18 protein-coding genes are annotated in these 24,245 nt (G+C 67.3%); 4 read left to right on the forward strand and 14 right to left on the reverse strand.

Annotated features, from left to right (window positions below; genetic code table 11):
- Window positions 1-36: 36 nt before the first annotated feature.
- Complete coding sequence (locus ACOTSS_RS18295; RefSeq protein WP_448689384.1) at window positions 37-1,326, forward strand: MFS transporter; 1,290 nt, start codon at window positions 37-39, stop codon at window positions 1,324-1,326.
- Between the two features lie 258 nt (window positions 1,327-1,584).
- On the forward strand, window positions 1,585-4,365 hold the full coding sequence (locus ACOTSS_RS18300) for a TonB-dependent receptor (RefSeq protein ID WP_448689385.1): 2,781 nt from the start codon (window positions 1,585-1,587) through the stop codon (window positions 4,363-4,365).
- Between the two features lie 243 nt (window positions 4,366-4,608).
- Here the strand turns inward: ACOTSS_RS18300 and ACOTSS_RS18305 are convergent, their stop codons facing one another.
- The 3 genes from ACOTSS_RS18305 to ACOTSS_RS18315 form a co-directional block, all read right to left on the reverse strand.
- Window positions 4,609-4,980 (reverse strand): L-rhamnose mutarotase, encoded by a 372-nt coding sequence (locus tag ACOTSS_RS18305; protein WP_095383593.1) that lies wholly within the window; start codon window positions 4,978-4,980, stop codon window positions 4,609-4,611.
- A 19-nt stretch (window positions 4,981-4,999) separates the two neighbouring features.
- Entirely contained in the window at window positions 5,000-6,031 is a 1,032-nt protein-coding gene (locus ACOTSS_RS18310; RefSeq protein ID WP_448689386.1) for an aldo/keto reductase, read from the reverse strand.
- Window positions 6,032-6,215: 184 nt separating this feature from the next.
- Complete coding sequence (locus tag ACOTSS_RS18315) at window positions 6,216-6,935, reverse strand: GntR family transcriptional regulator (RefSeq protein WP_448689387.1); 720 nt, start codon at window positions 6,933-6,935, stop codon at window positions 6,216-6,218.
- A 58-nt stretch (window positions 6,936-6,993) separates the two neighbouring features.
- Between ACOTSS_RS18315 and ACOTSS_RS18320 the strand changes: the two genes are divergently transcribed.
- A complete protein-coding gene (locus tag ACOTSS_RS18320) occupies window positions 6,994-8,142 on the forward strand; it encodes a mandelate racemase/muconate lactonizing enzyme family protein (RefSeq protein ID WP_448689388.1) in 1,149 nt (382 codons plus the stop codon).
- Between the two features lie 46 nt (window positions 8,143-8,188).
- Window positions 8,189-9,490, forward strand: coding sequence for an MFS transporter (locus ACOTSS_RS18325; RefSeq protein WP_448689389.1), 1,302 nt, complete (start codon window positions 8,189-8,191; stop codon window positions 9,488-9,490).
- 16 nt (window positions 9,491-9,506) lie between these two features.
- Here ACOTSS_RS18325 and ACOTSS_RS18330 read toward each other — a convergent pair whose 3' ends face one another.
- From ACOTSS_RS18330 to ACOTSS_RS18380, 11 genes are all read right to left on the reverse strand, one after another.
- Window positions 9,507-11,633: a right-handed parallel beta-helix repeat-containing protein gene (locus tag ACOTSS_RS18330; protein WP_448689390.1), complete on the reverse strand. Its 2,127-nt coding sequence runs from the start codon at window positions 11,631-11,633 to the stop codon at window positions 9,507-9,509.
- A 17-nt stretch (window positions 11,634-11,650) separates the two neighbouring features.
- The gene (locus ACOTSS_RS18335) at window positions 11,651-12,421 is read right to left on the reverse strand and encodes an enoyl-CoA hydratase/isomerase family protein (RefSeq protein WP_448689391.1); all 771 of its coding nucleotides are present in this window, start codon (window positions 12,419-12,421) and stop codon (window positions 11,651-11,653) included.
- Between the two features lie 10 nt (window positions 12,422-12,431).
- Window positions 12,432-13,619 carry a CaiB/BaiF CoA transferase family protein gene (locus tag ACOTSS_RS18340; protein ID WP_448689392.1) on the reverse strand — a complete coding sequence of 396 codons (1,188 nt, stop codon included), beginning with the start codon at window positions 13,617-13,619 and terminating at the stop codon, window positions 12,432-12,434.
- A gap of 164 nt (window positions 13,620-13,783) precedes the next feature.
- Window positions 13,784-14,530 (reverse strand): SDR family NAD(P)-dependent oxidoreductase, encoded by a 747-nt coding sequence (locus tag ACOTSS_RS18345; RefSeq protein WP_448689393.1) that lies wholly within the window; start codon window positions 14,528-14,530, stop codon window positions 13,784-13,786.
- Window positions 14,527-15,717, reverse strand: a complete 1,191-nt coding sequence (locus tag ACOTSS_RS18350) for an aldose 1-epimerase family protein (RefSeq protein WP_448689394.1) — start codon at window positions 15,715-15,717, stop codon at window positions 14,527-14,529. Before ACOTSS_RS18350 ends, ACOTSS_RS18345 begins: the two co-directional genes overlap by 4 nt.
- Window positions 15,718-15,930: 213 nt before the next feature.
- Window positions 15,931-17,049, reverse strand: coding sequence for a fumarylacetoacetate hydrolase family protein (locus ACOTSS_RS18355; RefSeq protein WP_448689395.1), 1,119 nt, complete (start codon window positions 17,047-17,049; stop codon window positions 15,931-15,933).
- Window positions 17,046-17,867: a kinase gene (locus ACOTSS_RS18360; RefSeq protein WP_448689396.1), complete on the reverse strand. Its 822-nt coding sequence runs from the start codon at window positions 17,865-17,867 to the stop codon at window positions 17,046-17,048. Before ACOTSS_RS18360 ends, ACOTSS_RS18355 begins: the two co-directional genes overlap by 4 nt.
- Complete coding sequence (locus ACOTSS_RS18365; RefSeq protein WP_448691374.1) at window positions 17,857-18,819, reverse strand: 2-hydroxyacid dehydrogenase; 963 nt, start codon at window positions 18,817-18,819, stop codon at window positions 17,857-17,859. The genes ACOTSS_RS18360 and ACOTSS_RS18365 overlap by 11 nt, the downstream gene beginning before the upstream one ends.
- A complete protein-coding gene (locus tag ACOTSS_RS18370) occupies window positions 18,816-20,453 on the reverse strand; it encodes a rhamnogalacturonidase (RefSeq protein WP_448689397.1) in 1,638 nt (545 codons plus the stop codon). The genes ACOTSS_RS18365 and ACOTSS_RS18370 overlap by 4 nt, the downstream gene beginning before the upstream one ends.
- A gap of 10 nt (window positions 20,454-20,463) precedes the next feature.
- Window positions 20,464-22,101 (reverse strand): rhamnogalacturonidase, encoded by a 1,638-nt coding sequence (locus ACOTSS_RS18375; RefSeq protein ID WP_448689398.1) that lies wholly within the window; start codon window positions 22,099-22,101, stop codon window positions 20,464-20,466.
- Complete coding sequence (locus ACOTSS_RS18380; RefSeq protein ID WP_448689399.1) at window positions 22,098-24,182, reverse strand: right-handed parallel beta-helix repeat-containing protein; 2,085 nt, start codon at window positions 24,180-24,182, stop codon at window positions 22,098-22,100. The genes ACOTSS_RS18375 and ACOTSS_RS18380 overlap by 4 nt, the downstream gene beginning before the upstream one ends.
- Window positions 24,183-24,245 lie beyond the last annotated feature (63 nt).

The following is a 24,245-nucleotide window of genomic DNA, read 5'->3' on the forward strand; positions in this document are numbered from 1 at the left end:
CGCGTCACCGATAAACATATAAGGGAAGGATCGCCGATGGCCACGCAGGAGAATGAGACGATCGAAAGGGCCGCGGCGCGGGCCGGGCAATATCGCTGGGTCGTCGTCGCCCTGCTCTTCGCCGCGACGGTGATCAACTATATCGACCGCCAGATGATCGGCGTGCTCAAGCCGGTGCTGTCGGCCGATCTCGGCTGGAGCGAGACCGACTTCGCCAATGTGATCTTCTGGTTCCAGGCCGCCTATGCGATCGGCTATCTTGGCTTCGGGCGCATCGTCGATGTCATCGGCGCGCGCGCGGGCTATGCGGTCGCTTTCGTGATCTGGCAGTTGGCCCATATCGCGCACGGCGGCGCGATGTCGGTGACCCAGTTCGCGCTCGCGCGCTTTGGCCTCGGCATCGGCGAATCGGGCAATTTCCCCGCCGGTATCAAGGCGGTCACCGAATGGTTCCCTGCCAGGGAGCGCGCGCTGGCAATCGGCATCTTCAACGCCGGCGCCAATGTCGGCGCGATCGTCACCCCGCTGCTCGTGCCGTGGCTGGTGGTCGCCTATGGCTGGCGGATGGCGTTCGTCGTCACCGGCATCGCCGCCTTCGTCTGGCTGTTCGCCTGGTGGGGGCTCTATCGCCGCCCGCGCGAGCATCCGAAGCTGACCCCCGGCGAGCTCGCCTGGATCGAGCAGGACCCCGTCGACCCCGTGGTTCAATTGCCGTGGCGGCGGCTGATCCGCGTGCGCGAGACCTGGGCCTATGCGATCGGCAAATTCTGCATCGACCCGATCTGGTGGTTCTTCCTCTTCTGGCTGCCGGGCTATCTCGGCGACCGCTACGGCCTCGACCTCCTGAGCTTCGGGCCGCCGCTCGTCGCCGTCTATCTGCTTTCCGACGTGGGCAGCGTCGCGGGCGGGTGGATGTCGTCGCGGCTGATGAAGGCGGGTCGCAGCGTCAACTATGCCCGCAAGGCGGCAATGCTGGTCAGCGCGATCGCGGTGCTCCCGGTCTTCTTCGCGCAGAGCATCGACAATCTGTGGCTGGCGGTGTTGGTGATCGGGGTCGCGGCGGCGGCGCACCAGGCCTTTTCGGCCAATCTCTACACGCTGCCCTCCGACGTCTTCCCGCGCGCGGCGGTCGGATCGGTGATCGGCATCGGCGGCACCGCAGGGGCGATCGGCGGGATGCTGATGGCGAAATATGCGGGCTTCGTCCTCGACCATCTCGGCACCTACACGCCGCTCTTCGCGGTGGCGGGCAGCGCCTATTTCGTCGCGCTGATCGCGGTTCACCTCCTGTCGCCGCGACTCGATCCCGTCGCCGTGGAGCGCTGAGGCCCGCTTCGCCGCCGGGAAACGGACGGGTCATGCGCCGAAAATATAATAATACTAACAACTAAGGCGGACGACTGCGGTCACCCATTGGCAGTGCCGCGCGCGTTTGCCTTTTTCGCGCCCGGTCGCCCGCCATTTTTTCGATCCCGAATGTCGAAAATCTGTTGCCATTGTCATGTCAATTGCTGTATCTGAAATATCAGATAAGGGCGGTGCGATTTCTGACGACGCTGCCGTTTTCCCGTGGAGGAGGTTTTCATGTCTGTTTTCAAGCGCATCCTGACCGGCGGCATTGCCGTGTCGGCCCTGAGCGTTGGTCTGTCGACGGCCGCGCTGGCCCAGACCGAGTCGCCCGATGCGGCGCAGCCGGCGGCCGAAGAACAGGGTGATGCGATCGTCGTCACCGGCATCCGTGCCAGCCAGCGCGCCTCCATCGACCTCAAGCGCGAGAATATCGCGGTCGTCGATTCGATCGTCGCCGAGGATCTCGGCAAGCTGCCCGACCAGAATGTCGCCGAATCGCTCCAGCGCATCGCCGGCGTGACGATCGAGCGCAACCGCGGCGAAGGCCGCTTCGTCACCGTCCGCGGCTTCGGGCCGAAGTTCAACGCGGTGACCGTCAACGGCCGCACCCTCGCCACCGACAACAACGGCCGCGAATTCTCGTTCGACGTCCTGCCGTCCGAAGTGATTTCGGGTGCCGACGTCTATAAATCGCCGCAGGCCAACATCAACGGCGCCTCGATCGGCGCGACGGTCGACATCCGCACGATGCGGCCGCTCGATCAGCCCGCGGGGTTCAAGTTCGCCGGATCGGGCACGCTGCAATGGTCCGAGCTGTCAGACAAATATAATCCCGAGGTCGCCGCGGTCGGCAGCTGGCGCAACGACGCCGGCAGCTTCGGCGTCTCGCTGTCGGCGGTGTGGGCAAAGCAGAAGAACCGCGACGACGAATTCACGATCGGCGCGGGCCATGTCCGCCGGTCGAGCACCGATTCCTATTATCGGGCCGGCGGCGTCAATGGTGCCCGGATCGGGCCGGACGTCGAACCGTTCGCCAATGTCTCGATGCCCTCGAATCTCTCGCCCTTCTTCTTTGAGCGCGACCTGAAGCGCTGGGGGCTGAGCGGCGCGATCCAGCTTCGTCCGTCGGATCGCTTCACGGTCACGATCGACGGCCTCTACACCAAGTCGCGCTTCATCGAGCAGCAGACCGGCCTCGCCTACGACTTTTCGGGCGGCACGCTGGTCGAGCAGGTGGTCGAAGGCGGCAGCGTCGTCAATGGCGTCCAGACCGGCGGCGAAGCGGTGTATCAGCGCTATGCCGGCGGCTTCGTCGACGAGATTATCCAATATGACGACCGCGACGTCACGACGGACCAGCTCGGCGTCAACGTCGACTGGCAGGCGACCGACGATCTGAAGGTCCGGCTCGACATGTCGCTGTCGAACGCGCGCAAGCGCGGGGGCGAGAATAATCTGTTCACGACGATCCGCCGCAAGAACATCGACCATTGGTTCGACCGCCGCTCGGGCAGCCCGATCTACGACTATGGCTTCGACAGCCCCAATTACGCCAATGCGGCGACCAATCCGCAGGGACTGACCGCGCACTATTATATCTGGGGCGGCGGCGCGGAGGCCGACGACGAGATCCAGGAGTATCGCGGCGACCTCGAATGGAATCCGGGCGGCGGCGACCTGACGCTGGCCGGCGGCTTCATGGCCTCGTCGCGGATCAAGACGATCAACGGCTTCGAAATGCCCTTCGGCCAGCAATGCGCCTATTGCGGCTCCGACCGCGCGCTGCCCGAATCGCTGTTCCAGTCGACCAACCGCGATTTCTTCAGCGGCTATGACGGCAATATCCTGCACGACTGGATCATCTACGATCCGCGCGAGCTGGTGAATGTCGTCGACGGATATGCCGCGGAAGACGGGATCACGTTCGATCCCGCGGTGCGCTCGGCTTCGGCCTCGTCGGTCATCAACGAAAGCGTTCGCGCCGCCTATCTGATGGCGTCGCTCGACACCGAGCTTGGCGGCATGCGGCTCGCGGTCAACGCCGGCGTGCGCTTCGAGGACACCGACTACACCTCGTCGGGGGCGTCGCGCACCGTGCTGAGCGCCAAGCCGCGCGTCGACCAGAACGGCAATCCGACGGGGCAGAACGACATCGTCGTGTCGGACATCATCCCGGTCAGCTTCCGCGGCAAATATCAGGATTGGCTGCCGTCGCTGAACGTGCGGCTCGACGTCACCGACAATCTGGTGCTGCGCCTCGCGGGATCGAAGGTGATGACCCGTCCGACGCTGACCGACCTGTCGCCGCGCCAGTCGATCCAGACCAATCCGGGCAACGAGACGATCCGTCGCGGCAACCCCGACCTGCAGCCCTTCCGCGCGTGGCAGGCCGAGGCTGGCGTGGAATGGTATTTCGCGCCCGCATCGCTGCTCAACGCGGCGGTCTTCTACAAGAAGATCGACAGCTTCGTGACGCAGATCACGACCGAGCAGCAGGTCGACCAGATCAAATTCCAGGTCACCGTGCCGGGCAATGGCGACGGGGCGACGGTGAAGGGCTTCGAGCTCGGCTATCGCCAGTCCTTCGCCAACTGGCTGCCGGCGCCGTTCGACGGCTTCGGCGTCCAGACCAGCTTCAACTACACCAAGTCGAACGCCAATTATCCGAGCGTGGTGGCGGGGGCGACCTACAGCCTCGAGGGTCTGTCCAAATATTCCTACAGCCTCGTCGGTTATTATGAGAAATACGGGATCCAGGCCCGCGTCGCCTACACCTATCGCGACGACTTCCTGCAGACCGCGGTGGGCCGCAACAGCGAACAGGAATATTTCAACGGTTACGGCCAGCTCGACGCGAGCCTGTCCTATGATCTGACCGACAATTTCACGATCTTCGCCGACGGGCTCAACCTGACGAATTCGAAGGAATTCCTCTATTCGATGACGCCCGACCGCACCAAGGAATATCGCATGACCGGCCGGCGGCTGTCGTTCGGCGTGCGCGCGAAATTCTGACCCGATCCTCCCGGCGGCCACCCTCACGGCCGCCCCCTAGCACCGAGGGGTCTTCCGCATGTCGGAAGGCCCCTCTTTTTTTGCGACTATGTGCTTTGCGAGAACCCCCTGCGCCCGCTTTCGCGGGGGTGCACAATGGGATGGAAACACCCGCTCTCTCCCCCAAAGCAGGCGTCCTCGCTTGCGTTTGCAATCGGCATGACCGCCTCTTTCGAGGGGCGAGCGATGCCGCGCAACCAGCCGTCAGCGGTCGATGGCGTGGAAGTCGAGGTGGTCGGTCAGGCGATAGATGCAGTCCATCGCCATCCACGTCCCGTCGGGCCCCGCGGCCGGGATCGGCTGCTGGAAACGCTGCATCAGCGCGATCCATTTCTGCACATGCGGGTTGGCGGCGTCGGCGCGGGCCTTCGCTTCGTCCGAATAACGATCCTCGGCGTCGATGATCATGAACAGGCGGTTGCCTGCCCGATAGATTTCCATATTGGCGATCCCCGCCTCGCGGATCGAGCGCACGATCTCGACCGGGGCTTCGCCGGGGCGGTGCCAGCGTTCATAGTCGGCGATCAGTTCGGCATCGTCGACGAGATCGAGCGCGAGGCAGATGCGGCGGGTCATTCGCGTTCCCCTTCGGGTTTCAGGCAGGGGTGGGAGCGTCGGCGCGGATCAGGCCCGCGGCGCGCAGGTCCGCCCAGAAGGCCGCGGGAATTTTCCGCTCGGTCAGCGCGACCGCCTCGGCAACGCGCGCGGCGCTGTTCATGCCGGGGATCACCGAGGCGACCTGCGGATGGGCGAGCGGGAATTGCAACGCGGCGGCGGCGAGCGGCACGCCATGGGCGTCGCACAGCGCCTCGATCGCCGCGACGCGCGCGACGATTTCGGGCGAGGCGGGTTGATACTCGTAGTGGAACGGCTCCGGCCCCTTCACGCCGTGCGCGAGGATGCCGCTGTTGTAGGGACCGCCGATGACCAGCCGGACGCCGCGCGCCGCGCACAGCGGCAGGAAGCTGTCGAGCGCCCCCTGTTCGAGCAGCGTATAGCGTCCGGCGAGCAGCATCATGTCGAAATCGGCGGCGGCGAGCGCTTCCTCGCACACCTGCCATTCGTTGACGCCGAGCCCGATCGCGCCGACCGCGCCGCCGTCGCGCAGCTCGCGCAGCGCGCGATAGCCGCCGTCCATCAGCTCGCGGAACAGGCGCGGATGCGCGTCGCCATGCGCGTAGCGGCCGATGTCGTGAACATAGAGGATGTCGATGCGCTCGCGCCGCAACCGCCGCCGGCTGTCCTCCCACGAGCGCATGACCGCGTCGTAGCTGTAGTCGAACACGCTTTCATAGGGCTCGGGCGAGACGAAGGCCTGACGCACCGCCGACAGGTCGGTGCCCGGCGCGACGGGGTCGAGCTGGCGCCCGACCTTGGTCGAGACGATGGTGCTTTCCTGGGGGTCCGCCTCGGCGAGCGCGGTGCCGAGCCGCTTTTCGGCGAGTCCGAAGCCATAGTGCGGCGCAACGTCGAAATAGGTAATTCCGGCGTCGAGTGCAGCGCGGACGGTCGCCACCGCCGCCGCGTCGCTTATCGGCCGATAGAGATTGCCGAGCGTGGAGGCGCCGAAGCCGAGACGGCCGAGCGTCGCCTGGTCGAAGCGGTGGGCGGCAGGTGCGTTATCCATGGCCTGCACCTAGTCTGATATGTCAAAAATCTCAATTCATATTTCAGATGGATGAAGCGGAAAGCAGCGCGTGACATTATCCGCTTCGTCACCCCGGACTTGATCCGAGGCCCTGCTTTTTCGGCGTCGCTGAGCGGACCCCGGATCAAGTCCGGGGTGACGACAAGGCAAGGCGGCAGGCCGATCAGAACATCCCCAGGATGCGCTGCAACGCCGCCTGGAAATGCGACGCGATCGCCGCTTCGGCGCGGTCGGGATCGCGGGCGACGAAGGCTTCGAGAATTTCGAGATGCTCGCCCAGCGTCCGCAGCGCGAGCGGCGCGGTGACGAGCCGGTCGAGACGGATCAGCGTGACGTAATTCTTCAGCCGCTGCGCGGTCGTCTCGATCAGCGGATTGTTCATATTGGCGATCATGCTGCCGTGCAGCCCGACCTCGAGCACCTCGAGCGCCTCGAGCGCGCCGTCGGTCAGCCCCTCCTTCTCGATCCGCGTCATCAGCGCCTTGTGACCCGCGATCAGTTCGCGGGCCTTTTCGGCGTCGCCGGTTTCGGCATAGCGCCGCGCCGCCGCGCGCTCGATGATCGAACGGAACTGATAGGTGCTCCGCGCGAGTTCGAGGTCGGGTTTCAGGAACTGGATGCCCGAGCGCGGGTGGATGGTGAGCACCCCTTCGGCCTCGAGCACGCGCAGCGCGTCGCGCAACGGCTGCACCGGAATGCCCAGCAGGCGGACGAGATCGTTCTGCGAGACGAAGGCGCCCGCGGGCACCTTTTGGTCGAACAAACCTTGCAGGATCGCCCGATAGGCGACGTCGCTGAGCCGTTCGCCGTTCGCGGGGCGCTCCCCACCGGCTTCAGCCGCTTCGGTGACGAATCCAGCTTGCCGTTTGCCCCCATCTGTCATATCTAATCCCTATCATTGATATTTCACGTTTGGCATCTGGAAGATGGTAGCACCGAATATGCCCATAGTCGACTTTCGCATTACCCGCTTTCAGTTTGCCCGCGATCGGGTGATCGGCGACAGCCAGGTGCGCGCCGACGACGTCCATGTCGCGGCGCTGGAACTGGTCGATTCGGCGGGGCGGACCGGCCTCGGCTTCGTGCAGTCGCTCTTCCATCCCCTCCCCGCGGAGGCCGAACTCGAACGCGTGTTCCGCGGCGAGGCCTGGCCGGCGCTCGAAGGCGAAAGCGCGCTCGCGCTCGCGCACCGGGTCGGTCGGCCGCGCGGCGGCAATATCCGCCGGATGAGCGTGCCCTTCGAGGAAGCGCTGCAGCAGGCGATCTGGGATCTGGCGGCGAAGGCGGCCGACCTTCCGCTTTGGAAGATGCTCGGCGCGCGCCGTGACCGCGTCCGCGCCTATGCGAGCGGGCTCGATTTCCATTTGTCCGACGAGGATTTCGGCGCGCTGTTCGCCGCCGCCGCCGAGCAGGGCTATACCGCGTTCAAGATCAAGGTCGGCCACCCCGAACTCGACCGCGACATCCACCGCCTCGACCTGCTCAAACGCGCGGTCGGCAAGGACGCGGCCGTGATGATCGACGCGAACGAAGCCTGGTCGCCCAGGCAGACGCTTCAGAACATCGCCGCGATGCGCCGTGCGGGCCATGCGATCTACTGGATGGAGGATCCGATCCTGCGCTCGGATTTCGAGGGCCTTCGGATGCTGCGCGGCGCGCTCGGCGAGACGCAGCTCAATTCGGGCGAATATCTCGACGTATCGGGCAAGCGCGCGCTGATCCAGGCGGGCGGCGCCGACATGCTCAACGTCCATGGCCATGTCACCGACGTGATGCGGATCGGCTGGCTCGCGGCCGACATGGGGGTCGAGGTGACGATGGGCAACAGCTTCCTGGAGGTTGGCGTCAACATGGCGCTGGCGTTGCCCGAGGTTGCCTGGGTCGAATACAGCTTCCAGAATTTCGAGCATATGGTCGAACGGCCCTATGAGATAAGGGACGGCTTCATCTACGGCAGCGACGCGCCGGGGCACGGCCTCGTCCTCAGCGAAGCCGCGCGCCGCGACGAGCGGCGGCCCGAAATATTGGACCGCGATGCACTGGGCGCGGCGCCGGTGCAGCAGCGGGTGGATATCAGGAAAGCCGCATGACGGTGTGACCCGCGGCGGAACGGCGTCGCGGGGACGGGAGAGAGCGATGTCGGACCTGAATGCCGCCTATGCCGGCGGCGCGCCCGAAGAGGCCGCCTTTCTGCAAGGCTCGACCGGCCATGTCGGCGGGCGCGGGAAATGGGTGCTGCTCGTTTCGATGACCGCGGTCTTCTTTGTCCTGCTTGCGCTCTATGCGGCGGTGCTGGCGGTGCTGCTTCCCAATCAGATCCAGGCGCTCGATCCCGCGAACAAGGCGAGCGGGCTGGCGGTGGTGTTCGCGATCACCTCGATCTTCAGCACGCTGACGACGCCGATCGCCGGCGCCCTTTCGGACCGCACCCGCACCCGCTGGGGGCGGCGGACGCCGTGGATCGTGACCGGATCGGTGGTCGGCGGCCTCTGCCTGTTCGCGGTGCCGCAGATGACGAGCCTGTGGGCGATCACTCTGTTCTGGGTCGGCGCCGTGATCGCGCTCAATGCGATGCAGGCGGCGCTGACCACGGTGGTCGCCGACCGCTTCGCGCCGAACGAGCGCGGCACCGCGTCGGGCTTCGTCGGCGCGGGCATGACCTCGGGCCTGACGGTGGGCACGATCGTCGCCGGATTGCTCGCCGGGACGATCACTTTCGCCTATTGGTTGTTCGCGGGGGCGATCATCGTCGTCTGCCTCGCCTTCGTGGCCATCAACCGCGAGCCCAGGGTCACCGCGGCGCTGCCGCCGCCCTTCCGCGCGTCCGAGTTCCTCAAGAGCTTCTGGGTCAGTCCGCGCGAGCACCCCGATTTCGCCTGGGCCTTTTTCGGGCGCTTCACCATCTACATGGGCTATCAGGGCGTGATCACCTACATGCTCTATATCCTGCAGGATTATATCGGCCTGTCGCTCGCCGACGCGAACAAGACGATCGCGACGCTGTCGACCATCACCTTCTTCGCGCTGGTGTTCGCCGCCTTCACCTCGGGCCTGCTCTCCGACCGCATCGGGCGACGCAAGCCGATCGTCTTCGCCTCCAGCATCGTCATGGGCGCCGCGCTCACCGTGCCGCTGTTCCTGCCTTCGCTGCAGGGGATGCTGATCTATGCGGCGCTGATCGGGATCGGCTACGGCGCCTTCATGTCGGTCGACATGGCGCTGATGACGCAGGTGCTGCCCAAGGCCGATGGCGAGGCGACCGGCAAGGACCTCGGCATCCTGACCACCGCGGTGAACATCCCGCAGATATTGAGCCCGGTGTTCGCGGCCTGGCTGCTCAGCCTCTCGGGCGGCGACTATACGGTCCTGTTCATCGCCGCGATCGTCTTCGTCTATGCCGGATCCTTCTTCGTCCTGCCGATCAAGAGCGTGAAATAGGCGCCGCCGCCGGCTTTCACTCGCCGGCGGGTTTCGGCGCCGTCTTCGGATTGTTGCGGCCATAGGTGCCGCGGCCGTTCGGCAGCGGCGCCGGCAGGCCGACCTTGGGGCGCGGTTCGTAGTCCAGATAGGACGGCACCTTGCTCTCGGCCTCGAGCCCTGCGTGGCCCATGACGTGGAGCGCGCCGCCCGGCCAGCTGCCGAACAGGACGACATGATCGTCCTCGATCCGGTTGTTCATATAATCGTTCCAGATGCCGCCGACATTGACCGCCTCGTGCCAGTTGCCGCGCGCGACATTGTTCATCGAGTTGGTGCGGCCCGGCTGAAAGGCGCTCGCCGTGTTGACGTTCAGCCACTGGCGGACCGCGCCCTCGACGACATTGTCGCGGACGGTGAAGCCGCGCGACCCTTCGTCGAGATAGAGCGCGACGCGCGGGCCGATGTCGAAGATATGGTTCTCGGCGATGACGCAGTCCTGGCACGCCGACAGATTATAGATCGCCCCGCCGTCGTCGGCGACCTGCTTGACCTTGTAGAGGCGGTTGAAAGCGACGATCGCGTCGCGGCGGATCGTCGGTGTGTCCCAGACCCGATTGACGCCCGAATCATAGCCACGCTGGCGGGCGCGATAATTGGGGTTGCCGCCTTGGTCGACATAGCCCCAGCCGAAGCCGATATCGATGCCGTCATAGGGGGCGTCGGAGATATCGTTGTGGATGATGACCGACCCGTCCCAATAGGTCGCGAGCACCGCGGCATTGTCGGTGTAATCGCGCCCGACCCCCTGGATCAGATTGCCGCGGATCATGAGCTGGCGGTTGGTCAGCGCAGGGTCGGAAGGGTGATGGGCATCGGGCCGCACCCCGCCGGCGACGATCGCGCCGCCCGACAGGTCGGCGAACAGATTATCGCGCACGGTGACGTCGACCGTGGCGAGTCCGACGCCCGAGACATTGGCGTTGGCGTCCATGCCGACGCCCAGCGCATATTGGCCGAGATGCGCGAAGACATTCCCGCTGATCGTGACATGCTGCGCCGCGGAGACCTGCACCGCCGCCGGCATCTGGCGCCAGACGTTGCGTTCGTTCTCGAACCCGGGGCAGCCCTGCTGGCAGGTCCCCAGCGGGTCGGCGGGAAAGGCCTTCGACTGGCCGGTGATGAAGGTGCCGCTCTGCTGGTTGGCGTAGCCGTCGCGCGATGGGCCGGTCCAGCTCGTGTGGGAAAAGCGGAACCCCGATAGGGTCAGGTCGCGGATCGGATGCTGCGCCGTTCCCGAAACGCTGACCAGCACCGGCAGGCGGGGAAGCCGGACGTCGGCCTTCGCCATGTCCATGCCCGCGGCGGGCTTGTAATAGAGTTTGCCCGCCTCGGGATCGAGATACCATTCCCCCGCTTCGTCGAGGAAGGCCAGCGCGTTGGAGACGTAGAGGCGTGCTTCTTCCGGGTGAAAGGGGTCGGGGATGGTGTCATAGCCCCAGATATTGTTGTTCCACGCCGGCTGGCGCATGTCGAGTCGCGCGCCCGCGATGCGCTCGACGGGGGAGAAGCGGTGGGTGAAGAAACCGGTCGCCTCGACGTCGACGTGCCGCTCGCCCGCCGCCTTCGCCACGACATCGGCGCCCGCGCCCGTGAAGCTGATGCCGCGTGCGTCGAACCGGGCATCGGCGCGGTCGATCTCGGTGCGGGCGCGCCGGGCCAGCTTGCCGTCGACCCAGAGCTGGCGCGCGGGCGTCCCCCTCGGCACGTCGGCCGTATAGATGCCGCGCGCCTTGTCCTGAAGCGTCCAGCCCGTGACGCCGATGCCGCTGGTGATCAAGGGCCGCGCGTCGTCCGCGCCGCGCCAGCGAACCGCAAAGCCGTTCTGCCCGCCATCCTTCGCGGTGAAGACCAGCGGCTCGGTTCGCGTCCACACGCCGCCATGAACGATGACGGTCACGTCCTGATGGGCGTTTGCCGCGCGGACGGCGGCTTGCGCGCGCTCCAGCGACCGGAACGGCGCCGCGGCGCTGCCCGCCGCCTTATCGTCGCCGTCGGGGGAGACGTGGAAAATGATGTTCGGCTTGTCCCACACCGTCTGCGCCGGCGCGGCGGCCGGCAAGGCCGCCACCGCGATCGCGGTCATCGCTCGCCACATCGTCATTCGCCCCTCCCTCGGGTTCAGCGCCGGCGGAATCGCGGCGGGCGCTTTTCGGCGAAGGCGGCGCGGCCTTCCTTCGCATCGTCAGTCGCGAAGCAGATCGCCTGCAGGTCGCGCTCATATTCCATGGCCTTGTCGAGCGGCATCGACACCGCCGCGCGCAGGTTGAGCTTCGCGGTCTCGGCGGCGATCGGCGCGCGCGAGGCGATGGTCGCAGCCAGCTCGCGCGCGCGGTCCATCAGCGCCTCGGGCTCGACCACCTCGCTGACCAGCCCCCATTGCAGGGCGCGCTGCGCGTCGATCGGGTCGCCCGACATGATCATCAGCGCGGCGTTGGACAGGCCGATCGAATGGGCGAGCATCGCCGCCATGCCGCCGCCGCCGATCCAGCCCAGCTTGATCTCGGGCGCCGCGAAACGCGCATTGCTCGACGCGAGGCGGATATCGCACGACAGCGCGGTTTCCAGCCCGCCGCCGAGCGCATAGCCGTTCACCGCCGCGATCGTCGGCTTCAACAGCCGGTGGATCGCGTCGCAATAGTCGGAGCGGTTACGAAAATCCCAGGGCGTCGCATAGCTGTCGAGTTCCGCAATGTCGGACCCGGCGCAAAAAGCCTTCGGCCCCGCGCCGGTGACGATGACGCAGCGGATGGTATCGCTGTCGTTGCACGCCGTCACCGCCGCGACGATCGCCTTCGCCATTTCGGGGGTCGCGGCGTTGAGCTTGTCGGGGCGGTTGAGCGTGATCGTCGCGACGGCGCCATCGACGGTGAAAAGAACATTGTCGGTCATGGCTCGCGCCTCAATCCTGCTTCACGACGCCGCCCGCGAGCAGCCGGTCGATCTCGCCGGCGGCGACCCCGGCCTCGGCCAGTATCTCGCGGCTGTGCTCGCCGACCTGCGGCGCGCCACGGTCGAGCGTCGAGGGGGATTTCGAAAAACGGATCGGGAACCCCGGCGTCTTCACCTTGCCCTCGCTCGGATGGTCATATTCGATGAAGCTGCCGTTGTGCCGGACCTGCGGGTCGTCGACCAGCTCGGCATAGCCGTGGACCGGCCCGGCCCAGACGCCTGCGGGCAGCAAGATGTCGAGCCATTCAGCGGTGGTTTTCGCCTTCAGCCGTTCGCGCGTCCTCGCGAAGATTTCGTCGCGATGGGCCCAGCTGTCGGTCTCGTCGTCCATCCCGGCGAAGCTCGGTTCGCCGATCAGCCTGCCGAAGGCGTCGAGGCTGGCGAAGGCGACGACGATATAATGATCGGCGGTCTCGAACACGCCATAAGGCGCGCGGATATAGCTGTGCGCGTGCGGCTCGGCCGAGCGCGTCTGCGCCTTGCCGCCGACCGTATGAACCGAGATTTCCTGCATCTGCACCGCGGTCATCGCATCGAGCATATTGACCTCGACGAGCTGCCCCTCGCCGGTGCGCTCGCGGTGGAGGAGCGCGGCAAGCGCGCCCTCGAACGCGGTATAGGCGGTGATCGCGTCGGCGAGAAACTGCCCCGCGGGCTGCGGCGGATCGCTTTCGCGGCCGGCGGAGAGCATCGCGCCCGACAGCGCCTGGAGCAGCAAATCCTGCCCCGGCCGGTCGACATAGGGCCCACTCTCGCCATAGCCCGACATGGAGACGTAGATCAGGCGCGGGTTGATCGCCGACAGCGTCTCATAATCGACCCCGAGCCGCTTCGCGACGCCGGGGCGGTAGTTCTGGATGAAGACGTCGGCGCTCTTGACGAGGTCGAGCAGGATCGCCTTGCCCTCGGGCGCCTTGAGGTCGACCGCGAGCGAGCGCTTGTTGCGGTTGAGCGAGAGGAAGGAGACGTTGATCCGGTTGCCGCGCGCGCCGCCCGCCGAGGCATAGCGTTGCCATTCGCCGGTGACCGGCTCGACCTTGACCACATCGGCGCCGAGGTCGCCCAGCCGCTGCGCCGCGAACGGCCCCGCCATCGCGATCGAGCAATCGAGAACCCGATAGCCGCTCAAAATACCCATGATCCGTTGCTTTCCTCGTTTCAGGGCCGGTCGCAATTTGGTTCCCGGCGAGTCGAAAATGGTGGCTTTTTGCGACCCGGAGCGCAGCGTGCTTCTGCACGTGAGCACCGGAAGCGCTAAAAGTCGCCATTTGCAGGCCGCCGGGGGCCAAAGGGCGGCCGGTCCTAATGCATGACCCAGCCGCCATCGACATTCAGCGTCTGGCCGGTGATGAATCCCGCCGCGTCGGAGGCGAGGAAGGCGAGCGCTTCGGCGATGTCGTCGGGGGTGCCGCGGCGCTTGACCGCCTGATGGTCGAGCACGAAGCGCGTATAGCCTTCGGGGTCGGGATGAATCTTCTCGGCATCGGTCGGGAAGGCGCCGGGCGCGATCGCGTTGACGGTGATGCCGTCGGGGCCGAACTCGCGCGCCCACGCCCGCGTCAGCCCGACCAGCGCGCCCTTCGACGCGACATAGGGCGACAGCAGCGCCCAGCCGCCGTAGAAGGTCACGCTGGCAATATTGACGATGCGGCCCCAGCCGCGCGCGCGCATCGTCGGCAGCGCGACCTGCACCGCGACGATCCCCGCGTCGACATTGACGCGCTGCACCGCCTGATGCTCCTCGACGGTGAATTCGTCGAAGGGCTTGGACGGATAGATGGCGGCATTGTTGATCACGACGTCGAAGCCGCCGGTCGCGGCGCTCGCTTCGGTCAGCGCGGCGCGGAAGGCGTCGAGATCGGACATGTCGGCCGCGACCAGGTGCAGCCGTTCGTCGTCCCCCGCCGCTTCGATCAGCGCCGCGATCTTCGCGGGGTCGTGGTCGACCGCGACGACGCGCGCGCCCTTCGCCAGCAGCGCCTGCGTCGAGCGCAGTCCTAATCCGCCCGCGGCGCCGGTATAAAGGATGGTCTTGCCCGCGACGCTCATGCCCGCGCCTCCCGCCCGGCGATCGGCCGGTAATCGCCCGTCGGTTCGGGATAGTCAGTGTCGGGTTGCGGTGAGATGGCGCGAATGCGTGCCTCGCAGGCGGCGATCGCGTCGCCGCCGTCGAGGGCGCGCAGCACCGTGTCGTAGCGGCGCTCGTCGCCATGTTCGAGCCAGATCAGCTCGCCGCGCTCGCGCGCGAAGGGTTTGCCAAGGACATGGTTGGTAGAGGGCTCGATGCCCATCGCATATTGGCCCGACTGCAGATTCTGCCATTGATACTGGCATGGGAACTGCTCCTTGCGCGTCACCACCTCGAAGCCGAGGCCGGCCGCGTCGTTGACGAGTGCGACCGGCACCTCGCCCGCACCGTCGGCAACCATCTCGTGCTGCCAGACCTGCTCGTGGAAATTCAACTGCGGCCCGGGAAGAGTGCGATAGCCCACGCCCTGCCCCCGATAATCGTTGCCGGCGTGCGCGGCCCAGACCGTGTCGGCGATCGGCGCGAGATAGCGCGAGCCCTCGGCGAGTACCGGATGGCCGACATTGATATGATAGCAATACATGTGCGGGGTGCGGTAGAAACCGTGATTGACGACCCGGTCGTGGAGCCGGATCTCGTCGCTACCCACCCTTGCCTCGATGCGGCGGATCAGGTGGAGATCCTCGCCGAACACGGTCGACTGCTGGACGACGCCCTCGCACCACAGCGTGCATTCGTCGCCGTCCCAGCGCTCGCCATAGCCGGTCAGCCGCGCCGGGATCGTTCCGATCCGGCCGTGGAGCGAGGAGGAGACTTTCTCGCGCGGGCCATAGACATAATGGCTCGCATCGTCGTCATCCATGAACAGGATATGGTCGAGCCCGCAGGTGACGATCAGCCCCGAGAAGGAGCGCAGCCAGGACAGCCCGCCCTCCCCTTCATAGTCGTGCAGGCCGGGATGGCGGAAGCCCGCGGGCGAGTTCCAGCCGACCGCCCGGCCCTTGTGCTCGCAGTCGGCGATGTCGAGCGCGCGGTCGACGAGGACGGTGAAGCGCAGCCCGGTCCCGGTGCGGAATTCGAGCATGCGGATGCCGCGCTCGACCCCGTCGCCGAGCGTCATCAGGCGCACGCCCGCAAATTGCGACAGCGCGCCGCCATGCGCGGCGACGTCGCGGCGGCTCATGCGGCGGCCGAAAAGGTCGACCATCAGAAAACCCTCTCTGCTGTTATGCGGAGAGCATATACAGAAAGATCAATTCAATCAATAGATATATCAGTTAGAAGAGCTAGTTTGGCTTTGGGAGGTTCGATACCCCTCCTCGTCATCCCGGACTTGATCCGGGGTCCCGCTCAGCGACCGGAAAGCGGGACCCCGGATCAAGTCCGGGGTGACGATCGAGGAAACATCACGTCACCACCATCAGCCCAACAGGCCGCGCCGTGCGAGATTGCGCATCAGCGCGCCGATGCCGCGGGTCCAGGCGGGGGCTGCGGCACTTGTCCGCACGCTATTGACCAGCGCGCCGAGCCGCGGCTCGGCGATGCGCACCACGTCGCCGACCTTGTGGGTGAAGCCGCGGCCGGGCTCGTCGCGATCCTGCGTCGGCGCGAACAGCGTGCCGAGGAAGAGGACGAAGCCGTCGGGATAATGGTGCTCGCTCATCGCCTGGCGCAGCAACTCCTCGGGATCGCGGCTGATCTGGTCCATCGCGCTGCGGCCTTCGAGGCGATAGCCCTCGGGCCCGTCGATGGTGAGCTCGACGACCGCGCCGCGCACCTCGTCCATACCGAAATCGTCGCCGAACAAGCGGATGAAGGGACCGATCGCGCAGGAGGCGTTATTGTCCTTCGCCTTGCCGAGCAGCAGCGCCGAGCGCCCCTCGAAATCGCGCAGGTTGACGTCGTTGCCCAGCGTCGCGCCGACCGCGCGGCCGTCGGGGCCCGCGACGAGCACGACCTCAGGCTCGGGATTGTTCCAGGTCGAATCGGACCGCACCCCGATGTCGCCGCCCGCGCCGACGGTCGACAGCACCGGCGACTTGGTGAAGATTTCCGCATCGGGGCCGATCGCGACCTCCAGATATTGCGACCACAGCCCCTCGCCGATCAGCGCCTCCTTCAGCGCGGCGGCGGCGTCGGTGCCGGGCACGACCGAGCGGATGCTGGCGCCGACGCGCGCTTCGAGCGCGGCGCGGATCGCGCCCGCCGCCGAGGCGTCGCCGCGTGCGCGTTCCTCGATCACCCGTTCGACCGCCGACAGGGCGAAGGTGACCCCCGCGGCCTTCACGCATTGCAGGTCGATAGGCGACAGCAGCACTGGCGCGAGATCGTCGAGCGGACCGAGCACGCGTCCGGATCCCGCGTCGAAGGCGTGCGCTTCGATCAATGCCGAAACCGTCGGAGCGACCGCGCTCATGTCGTGGACGATGCCGCCCTCGACGAGCACCGGGGTCGGCCCGTCGGCGGTCTCGATCCGCCCGAGCAGCCGCGCTTCCCGCCAGTCGTCGGAAAGCCAGTCGAGCGTGAAGGGAAGCGTCATCGGGATATATCCTTGCTGTCGGCGCGGATCACGCGCCGGTCGGGGTCGAGGTAAAGCGTGAGGTCGGCGCGGCCGGGCATCTCGGCCAGGATGTGCCGCGTCAGCCGCTCGTAATGCTGGACGAAGGCGGCGACCGCGGCGGCGTCCATCAGGCCCGCGCCCTCGGGCCTGCGCGCGCGCAGTCCCTCTTCCTGTTGAAGCCGCCAGCGATGCACGACATCGAAGCCGGGCGCCGCGAGCAGGATCAGCCGGTCGATGCGGCCGAACAGCGCGCGATAGGGGCCCGCGAGCGCGGCGTTGACATGGCGCCGCCAGACGCCGCCCACATCAGCGTCGGCTTCGAGTGCGTTGACGGGCCGGGCGAGATCGTCCGCCGCCTGCGGCGCGGCGCCGACGCACCAGCCCTCGAACAGGATGACGTTGAACGGCCCCTCGACGGTCGCGGGCGCGGCGCGGTCGTCGGTCGCCTTGTCGAAGCGCGGCATGGCGACCTGTCCCGCTTCGCCGAGCCGGCTCAGAAGCGCCAGACCGAGTTCGGGATCGTGCGTGCCGGGGACGCCGCGCACGCGCAGCAGCGGATGGACCGCGCCCGCCAGCGCGACGCGGTCGGCGGCGGGGAGATAGAGGTCATCGAGGGCGAGGATGGCGGTGCGGTGTCCGGCGGCGGTCAGCCGATCCGCGAGCGCGGCGGCGAGGGTCGACTTGCCGCTGCCCTGCGCGCCGCACAGGCCGACGACCAGCGGGCGCGGCGCGTCCGGCTCCGCCGCCCAGCCCGCGATCGCGGCGGCGGCGATGGCGGGGGCGTCGTCAGGCGACACGATCGGGCGGCTCGCGGCCGGCGAACCAGGCTTCCAGATTGGCGGCGGCGCGCATCCCCATCGCAGTGCGCGCCTCGATCGTCGCGCTGCCGAGGTGCGGCAGCAGCACCGCATTGTCGCAGGCGAGCAGCGCCGGATGCACCGCCGGCTCGCGCTCGAAGACGTCGAGCCCGGCGGCGGCGACATGCCCGCTCGCGAGCGCCGCGGCGAGCGCCGCCTCGTCGATCGCGCTGCCGCGCGCGGTGTTGACGATAACCGCGCCGGGCCTCAGCGCGGCGAGCAGCGGTGCGTCGATCATGTGTCGCGTCTCGGTGCCGCCGGGAACGTGCAGCGACAGGATATCGACGGCGCGGGCGAGCGCCTCCAGCGTCGGGTAAAAGACCGCGTCCCCCGCATCCTCGGCTTCGCGGCGGCTGAAATAGGCGATCCTCATGCCGAAGCCGGCGCGCGCGCGCTCCGCGGTGGCGCGCGCGATGCGGCCGAAGCCGACGAGGCCGAGCGTCCCGCCCGCCAGCCCCTGGCCGATCAGGTGGGTCGGACGCCAGCCGGTCCAGCACCCCGCGCGCAGTTCGCGCTCGCCTTCGCCGGCGCGCCGCGTCGCCATCAGCATCAGCAGGATGGCGAGATCGGCGGTCGCCTCGGTCAGCACGTCGGGGGTGTTGGTGACCGCGATGCCGGCGCGCTTCGCCGCGTCGAGGTCGATATGCTCGAAGCCGGCGCCGTAATTGGCGAGGATCTTCACCGTTGCCTTCTCCGTGCCCAACACCGCCGCGTCGAAGCGGTCGGTGATCGTCGGGCAGATGGCGTCGAACCGCGTCATCGCCGCGCGCAGCACCGCGGCGTCGAGCGGTGTGTCGGCCGCGTTGAGCTCGACGTCGTAATGGGCGCGGAAATGATCCTCGACGGCGTCGGGCAGCCGGCGGGTGACCAGCAGGCGGGGTCGGGTCATCAGCCTAGTTGCACCGTGTCGACCGCCTTCACCCGGCCGCCATTGCGGGCCACGACCGCCTCGTCCGGCGCGTGCTGCGACCGCAGGCCCGAGACGAAACCGCTGCTCTGATTGTCGAACAGGATCGCGGGCCGCGCGTCGGGTTTTTCGGTGACGAAGCTGCAATCGACCGCCGCAATCCGCTGCGCGTGGCGGACATAGAGGCCATGCGCGGGAAAGGTCTTCATGAAGCTCGGCTCGAGGCTGCTGTTGCGGCGCTCGGGCGGCTCCAGCGCGGCATCGGCCGCCGTCCCGCCGCCCTCGCTCGACACATGGACGCCGGAGAAGGTGACGTCCCGGATGATCCCGTCCTCGATGCCGACGACCCCGCAGGCGTAGCGGCCGTTGGCGCCCGACACGTTGATATCGTCGAACCGCACACGCTGCACCGTCGCGACGCCGGCGCCCGCCGGCGCGCGGTTGCGCACCGACAGGCGGACGAAGATCGGGTGATTGACGATGTTGCGCATCGTGATGTCGCTGAAGGTCACATCCTCCAGCGTACCGCCGTCGATCGCCCCCATCTGCAGCCCGCGCGAATTTTCGCAGGTACAGCCGGTGACGAGGATGTTGCGAAAGCCGCCGACCGAATCGGTGCCGAGCTTGATCCGCCCGAGCACGCCGACATCGTCTGGCGCGCGATAGTCGGATAGCCGGTAGCTGCCGTCGAGCATCGTGCCGAGCGCATAGCCGCTGGTCTTGCAGCCGATGATCGTGACATCCTCGCACATGACCTTGCGTTCGAGCGCATAGCTGCTCTTGAGCACGATCGCGTCGTCCTTGTGCGCGTTGACGGTGCAGTTGCTGATCTTGACGTCGCGGCAGCAGTCGATGTCGATGCCGTCGCGGTCGGTGTCGACGCGCAGATTGTCGATCGTCATCCCCGAACAGCCGAGCGCATATAGGCAGAAATGGCCGCCCTGCAGGATGGTGATGTCACGCAGCAGGATATTGCGGCAATTCTTGAAGGCGAGCGCCTTGTTGCCCTTGCCCTCCTCGGCGCGCTCGGCGGGATCGCTCAGCCGCGCCTCGTGCGGGTCCATGCCGCGCGCCTTGGGCGACACCCAGCCCTTGACGCCGTGCCATTTCGGTCCCGGCCCCTCGCGGCGCAGACCGAGCCCGTGGATCATGCCGGGGCCGAGCACCGCGACGTCGCTGACCCCGTCGCCATAGATCAGGCTGTTGTGATAATGGGCGAGCCCGTAATCGACATATTGCTCCTCATAGACCCCCTCGGGCAGATCATATTGTCCCGGATGCTTCGTGGGGTCGGCGGCTTCGAGCACCGCGCCCTGCGCGAGCAGCAGCGTGATGTGGCTTTGCAGCCGGATCGAGAAGGACAGATAGCGGCCCGGCGGGATGATGACCGTGCCGCCGCCTGCGCGCGAGGCGGCCATGATGGCCTTGTTGATCGCGTCCGAATCGACCGCGCGGCCGTCGCCCTTGGCGCCATAGTCGCGTACGTCGTGAAAGCCCGACAGCGCGCCCGTAGCGCGGACGATCGAGGGACTCATCGCCGCAGCGGTGGCGACGCCGAGCAGCGCGGCGCGCCGGCTGACGTCGGCGCGGGCCAGCATATGATCTGAAACTCCGGTCATGGAATTCTCCCTATCCGAGCGTCCGCACGTCGCCGAGCGCCACGTTGCTGCTGCCGCGCTGGACCAGCGCCTTGTCGCGCGGCTGCGCGGAGGTCACGCCGCCGATCGTCGCACCCTGCACGTCGTCGAGCAGGAACAGCGGCCGCGCGTCGGGCTTGTCGACCACGAATTCGACGCCGCGCACGGTCAGCCGCTCGGCATGGCGGGCATAGAGGCCCTGCGCGGGCAGGGTGCGCAGATAGCTAACCTCGAGGCTCGACGTCGGCCGCTCCTCGGGCACGCGCGCGGCGTCGGCCGCGGTGCCGCCGCCGGCGCTCTGGACGAAGATGTTGGAGAAGGTCACATCCTCGACCGGATAGCCCTTCTGCCCCGTCAGCCCGCACGGAAAGCGCGGGTCGGCGCCCGACACGTTGATATTGTCGAAACGGATGCGGCGGCATCGGCCGATCGTCGTTCCTTCGGGCGCGCGCAGGCGACCCGACTGGTGGACGAACAGCGGATGGTTGACCGGATCGCGCATCACGATGTCCGACACCACCACATCCTCCATGATGCCGCCGTCGACGACGCCGATCAGGATGCCGCGGCTCGCTTCGCAGGTGCAGTCGGAGATCAATATGTTGCGGAACCCGCCGTTGGTCTCGGTCCCCATCTTGATCCGGCCGAGCGGGCCGATCTTGTCGGGGGCCATATAGTCCGACTTGCGATAGCTGCCGTCGAGCAGGCTGCCCATCGCATAGCCGCTGGTCTTGCATCCGAGGATCGCGATATCCTCGCACCGGACCTTGCGTCCCAGCGCATAGCTGCTCTTGAGCACGATCGCGTCGTCCTTGGGCGCGTTGACGATGCAGTTCGTCACGCGCACGTCGCGGCAGCAGTCGATGTCGATGCCGTCGCGGTCGGTGTCGATCGTCAGCGCGTCGATCGTCATGTTGGTCACGCCGTGGGCGATCACGCCGAAATGGCCCGCCTGCAGGATGGTGAAATCGCGCAGCAGGATGTTGCGGCAGTTCATCAGCCCGATCGTCTTGTTGGCGCGGCCCAGCGTGGCCTGCTCCCTGGGGTCGCGCAGCAGCAACTCCCTGGGCGAAAGGCCGAGCGCCTTCGCCGACTGCCACCCCTCGACCCCGTGCCAGTGTGCGCCCGGCCCCTCGCGGTCGAGCCCCAGCCCGTGCAGCATCCCCCGGCCGACGACGGCGGCGTTGCGGACGCCGTCGCCATAGATCAGGCTGTTATGGACGTGGGTGATTCCGAAATCCTGGAATTGCTCCTCCAGATAATTTTCGGGTGCATCATAGGTACCGCTATGCTTGTCGGGGTCGGCGGCCTCGATCACCGCGCCGGCCGCGAGCGCGAGCGTGACGTCGCTCTGCAAGCGGATCGAGAAGCAGAGATAGCGGCCCGGCGGGACCACGACGGTGCCGCCCCCGGCGCGCGAAGCGGCTAGGATCGCCTTGTTGATCGCGTCCGAATCGACCGTGCGGCCGTCGCCCTTCGCGCCATGGTCGCGCACGTCGTGGAAACCCGCCAGCGATCCCGTGGCGCGGACGATCGACGGGCTCATCGCGGCAGCGGCGGCGACGCCGAGCAGCGCGGCGCGCCGGCTGACATCGGCGCGATCGAGCATGGAACGCGAAACGCCGGTCATTCGCCCTGCTTCGCCCCCACATAGGGATTGGGGCGGGCGCGGACGTCGCCATAGGATATGTCGCCGGCGGCGGGTTCGATCCCGGCATTGGCCATCACCGCGACCGCCTCGGCCGGCCAGGCATCGCCCGCAACGGGATGATCCTGTTCGATCCGGTTGTCGAGATAGGCGGTCCACAGGCCGCCGACCTCGCCGCCGTTGTGCCAGTTGCCGGTCGCGAGATTGTCGGTCGAGACGCGCAGCCACATCTTCGCCGCCGGGGTCACCGCGTTGATGTTGAGCCACTTGCCGGCGTCGGCGACGACATTGTCCCGCACCGTGATATATTTCGAGCCTTCGTCGAGGTAGAGGGCGATGCGGCGGTTGAGGTCGAAGATGTGGTTTTCGGCGATCACCGTGCCCTGGCTCGCCGACAGATTGTAGATCGCGCCGCCGTCCTCGAAATGCGTCTTGGTGTCGTAGATGCGGTTGTAGGCGACGACGACGTTGCGGTGCGTGGTCGGGGTTTCATAGACCTTGTTCTGCGGCCAGTCGTAGCCGTGCATGCGGGTGCGGTAATTGGGGTTGCCGCCCGCATCGTGCATCCCCCAGCCATAGCCGATGTCGATCGCGTCATAGGGCGTGCCGCTGATGTCGTTGTGGACGATCTGCGCCCCGTCGACATAGGTCGAGAGGATCGCGCTGTTGTCGCTGTAATCCTTCGACACCGACCGGATGAGATTGTTGACGATGGTGAGCTGGCGGTTGGTCATCCGCGGGTCGGAGGGATGATGCGCGTCGCGCCGCACCCCGCCCGCGACGATCGCGCCGCCGGCAAGGTCGGTGAAGACGTTGCGCGAGACGACGACGTCGACCGCGCCCAGCCCGACGCCCGAGGCATTGGCGCTCGGATCGTTGCCGATGCCGAGCGCATATTGGCCGAGATGCGCGAAGACATTACCGTCGAAGCGGATACCCTCGGCCGCCGACACCTGCACCGCGGCGGGCATCTGCGACCACTCGTTGCGCACGCTTTCGAACTCGGGGCAGCCCCATTTGCAGGTGACGAGCGGGTCGGCGGGATAGGCGGCGGCGCGGCCGGTCAGATAGGACCCGCTCTGCTGGCTCGCATAGCCTTCGGGCCCGTTGGGGCCGCGCCAGCTCGTGTGCGAGAAGCGCAGGCCGCTGACCGTCACGTTGCGCACCGGCGCGTCATAGGTGCCCGCGATATGGAGCAGGCTTTCGAGGCGGGGCAGCTCGACGTCGAGCTTCGCGATATCGGCGCCATCGGCGGGACGGTAATAGAGTTTGCCCGCCGCGGCATCGAGCACCCACTGGTTCGGCCGGGTCAGGAAGGCGAGGTCGCCGCGCAGATAGAGCTTGCCCTCTTCGGGGTTATAGGGATGCGCGAGCGTGTCATAGCCCCAGATATTGTTCGCCCACGCCGGCTGCTTCATCACCAGCGTCCGGCCCTCGATCCGCTCGACCGGCGAAAAGCGGGTGGTGAAATGGCCGAGCCCCGCCAGTTCGAGCGCCCCGTTGCGGCCGAGGCGCGACAGATCGCCGGCGGCGGGATCGTTCACTTCGAGCCCCTGATTGGTGAAGCGGACCTTGCTGCGGTCGAGTTCGACCGCGGCGCGCTCGGCCATCCGGCCGTCGACGAACAGATGCCGGCTGGCGATACCGCGCGGCACGTCGGCGACATAGATATGGCGCGCCTTGTCGTGGAGCTTCCACCCCGTCACCGCGACCCCGCCCGACAGCACGGGTTTCGCGCCGGGCGCTGCGGCCCAGGTAACGACCCAGCCCTTCTGCCCGCCGTCGGCGGCGGTCAGGGTGAGCGGCGCGTCGAGGCGATAGACGCCATCGGCGATGCGCACGACGACGTCGCCTTTGGCATTGGCGTCGCGCACCGCGACCTGCGCGCGGGTCAGGGTGCGAAAGGGATGGTCCGCGCTGCCGTCGGCGGCGTCGTTGCCGGCCGGCGATACCGCGATGGTGACGGTCGGGCGCGTCAAGCCCTCGGTCTGCGCCGCGGCGGACGGCGCCAGCATCGCGGCGCCCAGCACCGCAAGGCTTGTCGTTCCGATTCGGCCCGGCATGTCGCGTCTCCCCGATTTTGCGTTTCGGGCGACGTTATGCCTTGGCGTTTCTGAGATATCAAT

This window comes from Sphingopyxis sp. NJF-3, assembly GCF_053514865.1.